Annotated in this window: 13 protein-coding genes; 8 read left to right on the top strand and 5 right to left on the bottom strand. The window is 61.5% G+C overall.

Annotated features, from left to right (window positions below; genetic code table 11):
* Window positions 1–158: 158 nt before the first annotated feature.
* Window positions 159–395 carry a hypothetical protein gene (locus D8U18_RS10065; protein WP_056853424.1) on the bottom strand — a complete coding sequence of 79 codons (237 nt, stop codon included), beginning with the start codon at window positions 393–395 and terminating at the stop codon, window positions 159–161.
* Between the two features lie 178 nt (window positions 396–573).
* Between D8U18_RS10065 and D8U18_RS10060 the strand changes: the two genes are divergently transcribed.
* The 6 genes from D8U18_RS10060 to yghX all read left to right on the top strand — a co-directional run bounded on the left by D8U18_RS10060 (window position 574) and on the right by yghX (window position 7853).
* Window positions 574–2337, top strand: a complete 1764-nt coding sequence (locus tag D8U18_RS10060; protein WP_130904724.1) for an L-lactate permease — start codon at window positions 574–576, stop codon at window positions 2335–2337.
* Window positions 2338–2598: 261 nt separating this feature from the next.
* Window positions 2599–4098 (top strand): glycolate oxidase subunit GlcD, encoded by a 1500-nt coding sequence (gene glcD / locus D8U18_RS10055; RefSeq protein ID WP_131107548.1) that lies wholly within the window; start codon window positions 2599–2601, stop codon window positions 4096–4098.
* A complete protein-coding gene (glcE, locus tag D8U18_RS10050; protein WP_131107547.1) occupies window positions 4098–5162 on the top strand; it encodes a glycolate oxidase subunit GlcE in 1065 nt (354 codons plus the stop codon). The genes glcD and glcE overlap by 1 nt, the downstream gene beginning before the upstream one ends.
* 3 nt (window positions 5163–5165) lie before the next feature.
* Window positions 5166–6386, top strand: coding sequence for a glycolate oxidase subunit GlcF (gene glcF, locus D8U18_RS10045; RefSeq protein ID WP_130904721.1), 1221 nt, complete (start codon window positions 5166–5168; stop codon window positions 6384–6386).
* Window positions 6387–6403: 17 nt separating this feature from the next.
* Window positions 6404–6805 carry a heme-binding protein gene (locus D8U18_RS10040; RefSeq protein WP_130904720.1) on the top strand — a complete coding sequence of 134 codons (402 nt, stop codon included), beginning with the start codon at window positions 6404–6406 and terminating at the stop codon, window positions 6803–6805.
* 160 nt (window positions 6806–6965) lie between these two features.
* A complete protein-coding gene (yghX, locus tag D8U18_RS10035; protein ID WP_130930605.1) occupies window positions 6966–7853 on the top strand; it encodes a YghX family hydrolase in 888 nt (295 codons plus the stop codon).
* Between the two features lie 99 nt (window positions 7854–7952).
* On the opposite strand, the gene D8U18_RS10030 is transcribed toward yghX, so the two are convergent.
* From D8U18_RS10030 to D8U18_RS10015, 4 genes are all read right to left on the bottom strand, one after another.
* Window positions 7953–8606, bottom strand: coding sequence for a peroxiredoxin (locus D8U18_RS10030; protein WP_056853417.1), 654 nt, complete (start codon window positions 8604–8606; stop codon window positions 7953–7955).
* Window positions 8607–8735: 129 nt separating this feature from the next.
* The gene (locus D8U18_RS10025) at window positions 8736–9398 is read right to left on the bottom strand and encodes a hypothetical protein (RefSeq protein WP_131107546.1); all 663 of its coding nucleotides are present in this window, start codon (window positions 9396–9398) and stop codon (window positions 8736–8738) included.
* Between the two features lie 112 nt (window positions 9399–9510).
* Entirely contained in the window at window positions 9511–10455 is a 945-nt protein-coding gene (locus D8U18_RS10020) for an aldo/keto reductase (protein WP_082557544.1), read from the bottom strand.
* A gap of 21 nt (window positions 10456–10476) precedes the next feature.
* Window positions 10477–11730, bottom strand: coding sequence for an MFS transporter (locus D8U18_RS10015; protein WP_131107545.1), 1254 nt, complete (start codon window positions 11728–11730; stop codon window positions 10477–10479).
* Window positions 11731–11782: 52 nt separating this feature from the next.
* Between D8U18_RS10015 and D8U18_RS10010 the strand changes: the two genes are divergently transcribed.
* Both D8U18_RS10010 and D8U18_RS10005 read left to right on the top strand, forming a co-directional pair.
* Complete coding sequence (locus D8U18_RS10010) at window positions 11783–12571, top strand: alpha/beta hydrolase (protein WP_131107544.1); 789 nt, start codon at window positions 11783–11785, stop codon at window positions 12569–12571.
* 154 nt (window positions 12572–12725) lie between these two features.
* A complete protein-coding gene (locus D8U18_RS10005; protein ID WP_056853412.1) occupies window positions 12726–13586 on the top strand; it encodes a CAP domain-containing protein in 861 nt (286 codons plus the stop codon).

The following is a 13586-nucleotide window of genomic DNA, read 5'->3' as shown; positions in this document are numbered from 1 at the left end:
TGTCGATGTATGGGCTCGAGGATTACACCGTCGTTCGGCATGTGATGTTCAAGCACTAAGAAACGCATCGCCGGCAAGCCAGCTCCCACAAAATCTCAGCAATCCCTGTGGGAGCTGGCTTGCCAGCGATGGCGTCACCGCTGTTCCAAAACCAATCCCTACAACGTTCGCTGACTGTTGCCGATGCCCTTGGCGATATCGATACCCCAATCCATCGCCGCTTCCATGTCCAGCATGTGCGGTTTCGGGTCGTGGTTTTCGTCGATCGGCGTGCCGTCCGGCCGATAGACGCCGATGAACATCCCCAGCGAACCGTCCTTCAAAATCTCGGCTTTGACCCGAATGCTGCATCCGTTCGACAGCGTCTCCTTGTGGTCCAGATGGCGCTCAGTCATTGCAATTTTCCTCCCGTCGCAGGATTTTCGACCTTACTGCCAATCCTAGCTCAGCCCCGCAATTGCGCTGATTCGCGACTCTGAACACTCAACCTGACAGCGGCGAAATGCCACCTATACTACAAGCCACCGCCCCTCCGGGGTCTGCGCATCCAACAATAAAAAGCAGAGGTGGAACATGGTTTGGCAGCAAATCTACGATCCGTTCAATAACCCGGTACTCTCCACCGTCATGGCCGCCGTGCCGGTGGTGGTGATGCTGGCAGCCCTCGCATTTTTCCATGTCAAGGCCCACCTGGCGGCACTGCTCGCCCTGGCCTCGGCGCTGGTGATCGCGATTTTCGCATTCGGCATGCCCGCCGACATGGCGGGGTCTGCTGCACTCTACGGCGCGGCCAATGGCTTGCTGCCGATTGGCTGGATCGTGTTGAACATCATCTTCCTGCACCGCCTCACCACCGAGAACGGCTCGTTCAAAGTGCTGCAGGATTCCCTGGCGCGGATCACCGACGACCGGCGCCTGCAATTGCTGCTGATCGCCTTCTGCTTCGGCGCTTTCTTCGAGGGCGCGGCCGGTTTCGGTACGCCGGTGGCGGTGACCGGCGCGATTCTGATCGGCCTGGGCTTTTCGCCGCTGGCGGCTTCGGGCCTGGCGCTGATCGCCAACACCGCGCCGGTGGCATTCGGCGCGTTGGGCACGCCAATCATCACCCTGGCCAAAGTCACCGGGCTGGATGAAATGGAACTGTCGATGATGGTCGGGCGACAACTGCCGTTCTTCTCGGTGATCGTACCGTTCTGGTTGATCTGGGCCTTTGCCGGGTGGCGCAAGATGCTGGAAATCTGGCCGGCCATCGTGGTCACCGGGGTCAGTTTTGCCATTCCGCAATTTCTTGTTTCCAACTATCACGGGCCGATGCTGGTGGACGTGATCGCCGCATTGATTTCCATGGCCTGCCTGACCGGTTTCCTGAAAGTCTGGAAACCGGCCACCGTGCACACGTCCGCCGCCCTCACCGGCCGAGTCGATAACTCGAAGATCGACGCCGAATATGAGTCGAAAATCGAGCCAAGCGCGGCGTTTTCCAGCGAATCGAAAAAGGCTGTAATGCGCGCGTGGATGCCGTGGATCATCCTCACGGTATTCGTATTCGCCTGGGGCACCCAGGGCTTCAAGAACATGTTCGACACCCGCCCGGCGATAGATCCGGCCACCAATTCGGCCAAGCTCGACCCGCAGGGCAAGCCGATGCGCGAAGCCAACCCGGTATTCGCTCCGGTCCTGACCTTCACCACCATCCACCAGCAAATCGAAAAAGTGCCACCGGTGGTGCCAGCGCCTAAAGTCGAAGAGGCGGTCTACAAATTCACCTGGTTCACCTCCACCGGCAGCGGGATCCTGCTGGCAGCGATTGTCGGTGGATTGCTGATGGGCTATTCCATCCCGCAATTGATCCACCAATACCTGCGAACCCTGTGGGTGGTGCGCTATTCGTTGATCACCATCACGGCGATGCTTGCCCTGGGTTTCCTCACCCGTTACTCCGGGCTGGATGCCACCATGGGCCTGGCCTTTGCCGCGACGGGAATCTTCTATCCGATGTTCGGCACATTACTCGGCTGGCTCGGCGTGGCGCTGACGGGCTCGGACACCGCGTCCAACGTGCTGTTCGGCGGCTTGCAACGGGTCACCGCCGAGCAACTGGGCCTGAGCCCGGTGTTGATGGCAGCGGCCAACAGTTCCGGTGGGGTGATGGGCAAGATGGTCGATGCGCAGTCGATTGTGGTCGCCTCCACCGCTACCCGATGGTACGGCCACGAAGGGGAAATCCTGCGATACGTGTTCTTCCACTCGATCATCCTGGCGATCCTGGTCGGCGGTTTGGTGACGTTGCAAGCGTATGTGGCGCCATTCAGCAGTATGGTGGTGGGCGGAAATTGAATCGACAGACCGAGGTTTCACTGCACTGAAGCTCAAGCCCTTGCCCGGGAGGTCCGCCTCCCGGGCTTTTTCTTCGAAGGGCAGTTCTGGAGTACATCGCGAGCAGGCTCGCTCCTACAGGGGCCGGGATTGCGGTGGTACTTGCGTATCTGCGTTTCAGGGCAAAACTTATTGAATGAAAAGCGCTTTACCAGGGACGAAAAGATAGGGACAAACCCAAGGCAAGCAATCCCATAACAACAAACCGAGTGTCGAGCGCCGATGAACATTCTTTACGATGAACGCGTTGACGGCACCCTGCCCGACGTCGACAAAAATGCACTGCTGCAGGCCCTGCAAACGCAGATGCCCGACCTGGAAATCCTGCACCAGCAGGAAGAACTCAAGCCGTACGAGTGCGATGGGCTTTCCGCCTACCGCACCACGCCGATGCTGGTGGTGCTGCCGCGTGAAATCGCACAGGTTCAAGGGATATTGCGCTTGTGCCATGAGCGCCGGGTGCCAGTGGTGGCTCGGGGTGCCGGGACCGGTTTATCGGGCGGCGCATTGCCGCTGGAAAAAGGCGTGCTACTGGCGATGGCGCGCTTCAATCAGATCCTGCATATCGACGCCGCAGCCCGCACTGCGCGGGTTCAGCCGGGCGTGCGTAACCTGGCGATTTCCCAGGCCGCCGCACCTTATGGCTTGTATTACGCCCCCGATCCCTCCTCGCAAATCGCCTGTTCCATCGGCGGCAATGTCGCGGAAAATGCCGGTGGCGTGCATTGCTTGAAATACGGGCTGACCGTGCACAACCTGCTCAAGGTGGACATCCTCACCGTCGATGGCGAAAACCTGACGCTGGGCTCCGACGCCCTAGACTCACCGGGTTTGGATCTGCTCGCACTGTTCACCGGTTCCGAAGGCATGCTCGGGGTCATCACCGAAGTCACGGTCAAGTTGTTGCCCAAGCCGCAGTCCGCCAAGGTACTGCTGGCGGCATTCGATTCCGTGGAAAAAGCCGGCCGCGCCGTCGGCGATATCATCGCTGCCGGGATCATTCCCGGTGGCCTGGAGATGATGGATAACCTGGCTATCCGTGCCGCTGAAGATTTCATCCACGCCGGGTATCCGGTTGAGGCCGAAGCCATTTTGCTGTGCGAACTCGACGGCGTTGAAGCCGATGTGCATGACGACTGCGACCGCGTGCGCCAGGTGCTGGAACAGGCTGGCGCCACCGAAGTGCGCCTGGCCAAAGACGAAGCCGAACGGGTGCGGTTCTGGGCCGGTCGGAAAAACGCCTTTCCGGCGGTCGGTCGCCTGTCACCGGATTATTACTGCATGGACGGCACCATTCCGCGCCGCGAATTGCCCGGCGTGCTCAAGGCCATTGCCGAGCTGTCGGCGGAATACGGTTTGCGCGTCGCCAATGTATTCCACGCCGGCGACGGCAACATGCACCCGCTGATTCTGTTCGATGCCAATCAGCCCGGTGAACTGGAGCGTGCCGAAACCCTGGGCGGCAAGATTCTGGAGCTGTGCGTGAAGGTCGGCGGCAGCATCACCGGTGAACACGGTGTCGGGCGCGAAAAGATCAATCAGATGTGCGCACAGTTCAACAGCGATGAGCTGACCCTGTTTCACGCGATCAAGGCCGCGTTCGACCCCGGTGGCTTGCTCAACCCCGGCAAGAACATCCCGACCCTGCACCGCTGCGCCGAATTTGGCGCAATGCACGTGCATGCCGGAAAACTGCCGTTCCCTGACCTGGAGCGTTTCTGATGTACGCAAAAGCCGATTTGGACGACAGCTCGCTGCTGCTGGAGCAGGTCAACGAGGCATTGGAAAACGCCACGCCGTTGCGCATCCAGGGCGCCAACAGCAAAGCGTTTCTCGGGCGCATGACGGCCGGCGAAATACTCGACACCCGATCACATCGCGGCATCGTCAGTTACGACCCGACTGAGTTGGTGATCACCGTGCGTTGCGGTACGCCATTGGCCGAACTCAAGCAAGTGCTGGACGCCGCCCAGCAGATGCTGCCCTGTGAGCCGCCAGCCTTTGGCGATGGCGCCACCGTTGGCGGCATGATTGCCTGCGGATTGTCGGGGCCGCGGCGGCCCTGGTCCGGCTCGGTACGCGATTTCGTCCTCGGCACACGGGTGATCACCGGCCAGGGAAAGCATTTGCGTTTCGGTGGCGAAGTGATGAAGAACGTCGCCGGCTACGACCTGTCGCGGCTGATGGCCGGTAGCTACGGAACCCTGGGCTTGGTCACTGAAGTCTCGCTCAAGGTTTTGCCCAAACCCCGCCAAGCCTTGAGCATCAGTCTTGAAATGAGCGCTGAGCGCGCGCTGTTGCGCCTGGCAGAATGGGGCCAGCAACCGTTGCCGATCAGTGCCGCGTGTCACGATGGCGAACGCTTGCAGCTGCGGCTCGAGGGCGGTGAAGGCTCGGTGGCGGCGGCCCATGACCGTTTGGGTGGTGAGCTGCTTGAGGCGGCGTACTGGGCGGATCTCAATGAACAGCGCTTGAGTTTCTTCGACGAGGACCAACCGTTGTGGCGGCTGTCCTTGCCCAACAACACGCCGCGCCTGTCGCTGCCCGGCAAGCAGCTCATCGACTGGGGTGGCGCCCAGCGCTGGCTCAAGTCCGACGCCCAGGCAGCATTCATTCGCCAGGTCGTCGAGGAAGTCGGCGGCCACGTGACCTGCTACAGCCACGGCCTCACCGACACTCCGTTCCAGCCACTGCCCGACGGGCTGATGCGCTATCACCGCAACCTCAAGCAGCAACTCGATCCCCGGGGCATTTTCAACCCCGGACGTCTGTACGCGGAGCTTTGAACCATGCAGACCACCCTGAGTGAAAATGCTCGCCAACTGCCCCGCGCCGAAGAAGCCGACAGCATCCTGCGCACCTGTGTGCACTGCGGCTTCTGCAATGCCACTTGCCCTACCTATCAGTTGCTCGGCGATGAACTGGATGGCCCGCGCGGGCGCATTTACCTGATCAAGCAAGTGCTCGAGGGCAACGAGGTCACGCAGAAAACCCAGCAACATCTGGACCGTTGCCTGTCGTGCCGTAACTGCGAAACCACCTGCCCGTCCGGCGTCGACTATCACAACCTGCTGGACATCGGCCGGGCGGTGGTCGATGCGGCAGTGCCGCGCCCGATTGGTCAGCGCCTGTTACGCGAAGGGCTGCGCACGTTGGTGCCGCATGCGGACCTGTTCAAGGGCCTGGTCAACAGCGGCCAGATGTTCCGTGCGCTGCTGCCTGGCACATTGCAAAGCAAATTGCCGCGCAGTTCACCGGCAACCAAAAAACGCCCCACCACCCGCCACGCCAGGCAGGTGTTGATGCTCGAAGGTTGCGTACAACCGGGGCTGTCACCCAATACCAACGTGGCCGCTGCGCGGGTGCTCGATCGGTTGGGCATCAGTGTCATGCCGGCCCGCGAAGCCGGTTGTTGCGGTGCCGTGGATTATCACCTCGACGCCCAGGCGACCGGGCTGGACCGTGCCCGGCACAACATCGACGCCTGGTGGCCCAGCATTGAAAGCGGCGCCGAAGCCATCGTGCAAACGGCCAGCGGATGCGGTGCATTTATCAAGGATTACGGGCATTTGCTCGAACGCGACCCGGCCTACGCCGACAAGGCCAAAACCGTCAGTGCTCTGGCCAAGGACCTGGTCGAAGTACTGCGTAATGAGCCACTGGAACAACTCGGCATTCATAACGCCCGACGCGTGGCGTTTCATTGCCCTTGCACGTTGCAGCATGCGCAGAAACTCGGTGGCGCAGTGGAGTCGGTGTTGATGCGCCTGGGCTTCAATCTGACGACCGTGCCCGACGGTCATCTATGCTGTGGCTCGGCGGGCACCTATTCGCTGACCCAGCCGGAACTGGCCCGACAACTGCGTGACAACAAGATGAATGCCCTGGAAAGCGGCTACCCCGAAGTCATCGCCACGGCCAATATCGGCTGCCAGTCGCACCTCGATGGCGCGGGCCGTACACCGGTCCGGCACTGGATCGAACTGGTCGAAGCCGCCCTGTCCCAATAACGCCCCGGAGATTGCCCATGAACAGCAAAGCCATCCTGAGCCAGGCCGAAGTCAGCCAGATCCTGACGGCGGCGCGGACCGAAGCCCAGGCCAACCAGTGGCCGGTAACCATCGTGGTGGTCGATGACGGCGGTCATCCTCTGGCCCTGGAACGCCTCGACGGCGCTTCGCCCATCAGCGCCTACATCGCCACGGAAAAGGCCCGCACTTCGGCGTTGGGTCGGCGGGAATCGAAGGGCTATGAAGAGATGGTCAACGGCGGCCGCACGGCTTTTCTATCGGCACCACTGCTGACATCGCTGGAGGGCGGCGTGCCAGTCATCGTCGACGGCCAGGTGATCGGCGCGGTGGGCGTGTCGGGCGTCAAGGCCGAGCAGGATGCGCAAGTGGCGAAAGCCGGGGCGCAGTGTTTGAAGTGATCGCGATGCACATTTAACAACCCCCGCAGATCCCTGTGGGAGCGGGCTTGCCCGCGATGACGGCGGCACATCCGACATCCATTTGCCCGATACACCGCCATCGCGAGCAGGCTCGCTCCTACGGGGGTAGTGTCCAACCCGCCGAAGAGGAAGCACACCGATGACCCGCCTCACCGCGAAAGACTTTGCCCCGCAGTTGCTGGAACTCTACGACTTTTACGCCCATGGCCTGATCAACCGCCGCGAATTTCTCGACCGCGCCGCGTTGTTCACGCTTGGTGGTTTGACTGCCAGTGCGCTGCTCGCGTCCCTGAGCCCGAATTACGCGCTCGCCGAGCAAGTCGAGTTCACCGACCCGGACATCATCGCTGAATACATCACCTACCCGTCGCCCAAGGGTCACGGGCAGGTACGTGGTTATCTGGTGCGCCCGGCCAAAGCCACCGGCAAGGTCGCGGGTGTAGTGGTCGTGCATGAAAACCGTGGGCTCAACCCGTACATTGAAGACGTCGCCCGGCGTGTGGCCAAGGCCGGTTTCATCGCCCTCGCTCCGGATGGCCTGAGTTCGGTGGGGGGCTATCCGGGCAATGACGACAAGGGTCGCGCGCTACAGGAAAAGGTCGACCCGAAAAAGCTCATGAATGACTTTTTCGCGGCCGTGGAATGGATGATGAAACATGAAGCCGGCAACGGCAAAGTCGGCATCACCGGGTTCTGTTACGGCGGTGGCGTGACCAATGCGGCGGCGGTGGCTTACCCGGAACTGGGCGCCGCCGTTTCGTTTTATGGCCGCCAACCCGATGCCAAGGATGTGCCCCGGATCAAGGCGCCGGTGATGCTGCACTTTGGCGAACTGGATACGCGAATCAATGAAGGCTGGCCGGCTTATGAGCAGGCACTGAAGGCCAACGGCAAGACGTATGAAGCGTATATCTACCCGGGCGCCAATCACGGTTTCCACAACGACTCCACACCGCGTTATGACGAAGCGGCGGCGAAACTGGCGTGGGATCGGACGTTGGAGTGGTTTCGCAAGTATCTGGTTTGACGGGCCGGCAGGACCGGCCCAATCGCGAGCAGGCTCGCTCCCACAGATGATCGAATGTGGGAGCGAGCCTGCTCGCGATGGCGGTGTCACTGCCGCTGATTACTTGGGCTGCGCCACGGTGCGCAGATAAGGCTTCAAAGTCTTGAACCCATCCGGATACTTCTTCTTCGCGTCCTCATCGGACACCGACGTCGGAATGATCACGTCCTCACCCGGCCGCCAGTTCACCGGCGTAGCCACGGTGTGCTTGGCATTGAGTTGCAGCGAGTCGAGCAGGCGCAGCACTTCATCGAAGTTACGCCCGGCACTCATCGGGTAGATCAGCATGGCCTTGACCTTCTTGTCCGGCCCGACCAGGAACACCGAGCGCACGGTGGCGTTGTCCACAGCGGTGCGCGAACCGCCGCTGGCGTTCGGATGGATCATGTCATAGAGCTTGGCCACCACCAGGTTTTCGTCGCCGATCAACGGATAATTGACGGCGTTGCCCTGGGTTTCTTCAATGTCACCGACCCACTTGTTGTGATCACTGACCGGGTCGATGCTCAGGCCGAGGATCTTGGTGTTGCGCTTGTCGAACTCGGGCTTGAGCTTGGCCAGATAGCCCAGTTCAGTGGTGCAGACCGGTGTGAAATCCTTGGGATGGGAAAACAGAATGGCCCAGCCATCACCAATCCACTGGTGAAAATTGATAGGGCCTTCGGTGGTGTCGGCGGTGAAATCCGGTGCTTCATCGCCAATGCGAATGGTCATGATCGATCTCCTTAAAGTGAGTTTCAGGGATGCTGTCAGAGCACGCGCAACAGCATTCGTGCATGGCTGTCGAGCCAGTCAACGCGACTGAGTATAGGAGACGAATGATGACAGGCTGCAAGCCCACGCTCAGCCACCCAGCGCGATGATTGCCGTGATCAGCGCTGCACCGACAACCGCCATCGCCACCGCGCCCTGCCAGGGTTTGGCTCCGGCGTATCGCGCCAGCAACCAGCCAGCCACGAACAGCACTACCAGCCCGATCAGGTTGGACAAACGTACCGCCAGCCCCGTCTGCTCAAGCAGCAGGAACGGCACCACCAGCGGAAACGTCGCGAGCACCACCAACAGGAAAACACCCAGCGCCCCCTTGAAATCCTCCAGCCTCAGGACTGGATAATTCGGCGTGGCCGGCGATGCGACCAGGCGCTGGCGCAACACTTCCAGGCCTTCGGTGCCAGCCGCCGTGGCGATACGCGGTGGCAACGCATCGGCAATCAGCGCCTGGCCGGCGCTTGCGTCCGCGCCCGCGCGCAAACCGGCAAACAGTGTGCGGTTGCGCGTGCGTTCGATCACCGTGCGCAACAGATACATCACCGCGTCCGCCAACCCCCAGGCCAGGTTGCAGCCGAGCGCGGCAATCATCATGGTGCGCTCCTCTTCCTGATTGGCGGTCGCAACACTGATAGTGCCGGTGAAAGTCATGGCCATCAGCAAGCCAAAAATCACTTCCGTGACCCGATCGACAGGATCGAGCACGCGTGTACGCAGCTGTTCGCGGTTGTCTTGCATAGGCACGGCCTTACGGCCCGCAGGCGAGCCGTCGTGTTCAAGGGAGGTTAAATCCGAATGCTTCACTCAGTGTAGTCAGGAACGTGCCTGCTGCTGATCGAGCGAGCCCTCGTCAATCCACCATGGCGATCAATTGATGCCGTTGCGCATCGGTGAGCATCGGCCCGAAACCGGCACCGGCGTTTTCAGCCATGTAGCGCGGGTTACCGGTGCCGGGAATGACGCAGGTCACCGCCGAATGCGACAACAAAAACTTGAGCGCCAGTTGCGGCCAGCTCTTGACCCCGACTTGAGCCGCCCAGCCCGGTAGCGGTTTGTCCTTGAGTCGCCCCAACAAGCCACCGCCGCCGAACGGCCGGTTGCAAATCACCGCTACACCGCGCTCGCGACACAGCGGCAGGATGCGTTTTTCGACACCGCGATCATCCAGCGCATAGTTGATCTGCAAGAAATCCAGCGGCTCGGCCTTGAGCACCGCTTCCACTTCCTCATACGCCGATGCGGTGTAATGGGTGATACCGATGTAACGAATGCGCCCCTCTTCCTTCCATCGGCGCAATGTTGGCAGATGGGTTTGCCAGTCGAGCAGGTTGTGGATCTGCATCAGATCGATACGATCGGTCTGCAACAACTTGAACGACTGCTCCATCTGCGCGATGCCCTCTTCGCGGCCCCGGGTCCAGACCTTGGTTGCCAGAAACGCTGGTGAGCGGGGCTCGTGGATGGACAACAGTTCACCGGTGGTCTGTTCGGCACGGCCGTACATCGGCGAGCTGTCGATCACCGTCCCGCCCTTCTCGAACAATGCGCGAAGCACCGCAGGCAGTTGCTTGTAGGCGGCATCGTCCGGGGACACGTCAAAACCGCGATAGGTGCCCAGGCCGACAATGGGCAACGACTCTTTGCTGGAAGGAATGACGCGGGTCTGCATGTTCTTGCCTCCTGTTCCCGTCGACGGCGAAGTTTGTGCGCCGGTCGGACCGAACGTGAAGACCGCCGAAACACCGGCAGCCAGCGTAAGAATTTTTCTACGGGTGTACCCCACAGGATGGCTCATAAATCGTCCCTCGCCCGCCAATCAGGTTTCGACTTGTTGCGCCTGGCGCCGCGCCAGCCACAGACATAACCCGCCCCACATCCCGGCAAATGGCACGATGACCAGCGCCACCAGGCCAAATCCTGCGCCCAACGCCGTCAAACCGGCGGACAACCAGCCACTGGCGGCATCGCCGCCGCGATAGACCAGGGTCTCGATGACATTCTTGGCCTTGTACTTCTCTTCGCGGCTGACCACTGTCCACAATACCTCCCGCGCCGGTCGCACGAGGGCGAACTCCACAGCCCGGCGCAAGCCTTGGGCCAGTCCCACGGTGGCCGGTACCGGTGCCATTGCCATAGCGGCAAAGGCCACGATGGTCGCCAACGGCATTGCCAGCAGCGCACCGCCGATCCCCACCAGGCGGATCAAGGGTGCGGTCAGCAGCAGTTGCAACGTCAGGGTCAGTGCCGACACGATCAAATCGACAATGGCGAAGAATTGCGTCCGGCTGCCTGTATCAGCGTAGCTGCCAGCGACAATCCGTCCCTGCTCGAAATACAACAGCGTCGCCGCGCTGGTGTGCAGCAGCATGAACAGCACCAGCCCCAACAGGTACGGGGACCGCAGGATCAGCGTGATGCCGGCGAGCATGCTGCCACCCAGGCGCCGTTCGTCGAGTAACGGCTTGCCCGATTGCGACTGCGTGCGCGCCAGCAGCCCTCGATAGCAATGCACGGCGATCTCCAGCAACAGTGCCGCCGCAACGGTCAATGCCACCGGGCCAAGCCGGGTGGCCATGGTCGCCGCGAGCAGCGGCCCGATAAACGTGCCGAGGGTGCCACCGGCGGCGATGCAACCGAACAGTCGCCGGCCCTGCTCGCTGGAGAAGCGGTCGACCAGCACACTCCAGAAAATCGAGACGATGAACAGGTTGTAGATACTGATCCAGACAAAAAACACCCGCCCGACCGTCACCGGCGCGACCTGGTTGGCGATCAGCAGGCCGAACACCAGCATCGAGGCGGCAATGACGCGGTAGATCAGCGGCACGAAGCGCGTGGCCGGCAGACGCGACGCCAGCGCGCCGAACACCGGCACCATCAGCAGCATCACCGCAAACGTGGCGGTGAACAGCCACTGCAATTGATCGGCGCCGCCCTCCAGCCCAAGCGCATCGCGCAACGGTCGCACCAGGTAATAGCTGGCGAGCACGCAAAAATGAAAAGCAAAACCCAGGGCCAGGGCCGCTCTTTCCGAAGGCAACACATTGAGCCACTTGAGACCGATGGGCATCGGTGCCCTCCTTCACCGCCAGCTACACTCTGACAGCACCCCGGAGCCGTCAATGCCGCCCACTAACGTTAGTCGAATGTCCCGAACCCTGGTGTTACTCGTTGTCATCCTTGCCGCAGCGTATCTGTCGCTTTGCGCAGCGCTGTACGTGTTTCAGCGCTCGCTGATCTACTACCCGCAACCGCGCGCCGCTGGTTCGGCGGACACATTGCTCACGCTGCCCATCGATGACGCGCAGGTGCTGGTTTCGGTGCGTTCGCACGACGGTCCCAAGGCGCTGATTTATTTTGGTGGCAATGCCGAAGACGTTTCCCTCAGCCTGCCCGGCTTCGCCGAGGCCTTCCCGGACCATGCACTGTACTTCATGCATTACCGAGGCTACGGCGGCAGCAGTGGATCGCCCTCCGAGGAGGCCATTGCCCGCGACGCCATGACCTTGTTCGACAAGGTCTATGCCGATCATCCGCACATCATCGTGGTCGGCCGCAGCCTGGGGTCAGGGGTCGCGGTGCGATTGGCCAGTTCTCGACCGGCCACCCGCCTGCTGCTGGTCACGCCTTACAACAGCCTCGAAGAGCTCGCCGCCCGTCAGTTCCGATGGTTCCCGGTGCGGTGGCTGTTGCAGGACAAATTCGAATCCTGGCGCTACGCATCACACATCGCAGTGCCGACGCGGCTGATTGCCGCCGAACATGACGAAGTGATTCCAAATTCCAGCACGCAACGGCTGTACAGCCACTTCGCCAAGGGCGTGGCATCGATGCAGATCATCAAGGGGGCGGGGCACAATTCGATCAGCGACAGCCCTGAATACTTCAAGGCGCTGGGGAATGGGTTATAGCAACAAACGCCAACATCGAGTGCGTCCGTCGGACAGAAAGCTTCAGCAGCCAATAAGCTTACCGGCCCCGTGAACCTTGTGTCGCGAGCCCAGTCTTAGATCGGCGTTCAACCCACCTCCCTATCGTTGTCATCTCTTCAGAGCTGTCCGCACCATGCGCCAAACCGCCTCCGCCTTGCGCTTCACTTCGCTGTGTCTGGTTACTTTACTGCCCTTGATCGCCCCTCCCGCCCACGCCGGCGCGGAGCGACAACTGGTGGAAGCCATCAACGATTACCGTGCCCATCCGCGAGACTGCTCGCGCCGACCGGCCCAGCGCTTGTCGCCGCTGGCCTTGAAGTCAAACCTGGCATTGCCGGTGGGTTACGGTGGCGGTTTACGCGATCGATTGAAGGCATCCGGTTACCAGGCTGTCGCCGTGCGCTCCATCCGCGTGGTGGGTGCGCAGGATGCCGAAGAGGCCTTTGAACTGCTGCAGGATGACCACTGCGCCGCATTGCTCGATAGCCAGTACGCTGACATTGGTGTAAGCCGCAGTCGGGGTGAGTGGCAAGTGGTATTGGCACGCCCCGTTCTCGACAGTCAAATGGCCGATCCGCGAGCCGTCAGCAAAGCTTTGCTGGCGCAAGTGAATGCCGCCCGGGCCAAACCACGGCTGTGCGGTCGCCAGCGTTTCGCCGCGGCCCGTCCGTTATCCTGGGATGCAAGTCTCGGGGCTGCCGCGCAAGGCCACAGTAAAGCGATGGCCTACGGTAACTACTTCGCCCACCGCGACCCCGATGGCGACACCCCTGCGGACCGGGCGCGCGCCGCCGGTTACCGTGGTCGGCAGATCGGCGAAAACATTGCAGCCGGCCAAGGCTCGGCGAACAAGGCAATGGCCGGATGGCTCGCCAGCCCCGGGCATTGCGCCAACCTGATGAACCCGATGTTCACTCAAGTGGGTGCGGGCTTTGCGACGGACGCACGCAGCGATGAAGGGGTCTACTGGACGATGCTGTTCGGGGCGAAATGA

The sequence above is a fragment of the Pseudomonas sp. Sample_10 genome, from assembly GCF_004321495.1.
In the GTDB taxonomy this organism is placed as follows: Bacteria; Pseudomonadota; Gammaproteobacteria; order Pseudomonadales; family Pseudomonadaceae; genus Aquipseudomonas.
Note: the sequence above shows the minus strand (reverse complement) of the source record. Positions and strands in the feature narration are given on the sequence as shown.

Coding starts and splice junctions, on each gene's coding strand:
- D8U18_RS10020 (WP_082557544.1), bottom strand. CDS start 10,455: ATGAGCCATCCTGTGGGGTACACCCGTAGAAAAATTCTTACGCTGGCT.
- D8U18_RS10025 (WP_131107546.1), bottom strand. CDS start 9,398: ATGCAAGACAACCGCGAACAGCTGCGTACACGCGTGCTCGATCCTGTC.
- D8U18_RS10065 (WP_056853424.1), bottom strand. CDS start 395: ATGACTGAGCGCCATCTGGACCACAAGGAGACGCTGTCGAACGGATGC.
- D8U18_RS10030 (WP_056853417.1), bottom strand. CDS start 8,606: ATGACCATTCGCATTGGCGATGAAGCACCGGATTTCACCGCCGACACC.
- D8U18_RS10060 (WP_130904724.1), top strand. CDS start 574: ATGGTTTGGCAGCAAATCTACGATCCGTTCAATAACCCGGTACTCTCC.
- D8U18_RS10040 (WP_130904720.1), top strand. CDS start 6,404: ATGAACAGCAAAGCCATCCTGAGCCAGGCCGAAGTCAGCCAGATCCTG.
- D8U18_RS10010 (WP_131107544.1), top strand. CDS start 11,783: ATGCCGCCCACTAACGTTAGTCGAATGTCCCGAACCCTGGTGTTACTC.
- glcE (WP_131107547.1), top strand. CDS start 4,098: ATGTACGCAAAAGCCGATTTGGACGACAGCTCGCTGCTGCTGGAGCAG.
- glcF (WP_130904721.1), top strand. CDS start 5,166: ATGCAGACCACCCTGAGTGAAAATGCTCGCCAACTGCCCCGCGCCGAA.
- glcD (WP_131107548.1), top strand. CDS start 2,599: ATGAACATTCTTTACGATGAACGCGTTGACGGCACCCTGCCCGACGTC.
- D8U18_RS10005 (WP_056853412.1), top strand. CDS start 12,726: ATGCGCCAAACCGCCTCCGCCTTGCGCTTCACTTCGCTGTGTCTGGTT.
- yghX (WP_130930605.1), top strand. CDS start 6,966: ATGACCCGCCTCACCGCGAAAGACTTTGCCCCGCAGTTGCTGGAACTC.
- D8U18_RS10015 (WP_131107545.1), bottom strand. CDS start 11,730: ATGCCCATCGGTCTCAAGTGGCTCAATGTGTTGCCTTCGGAAAGAGCG.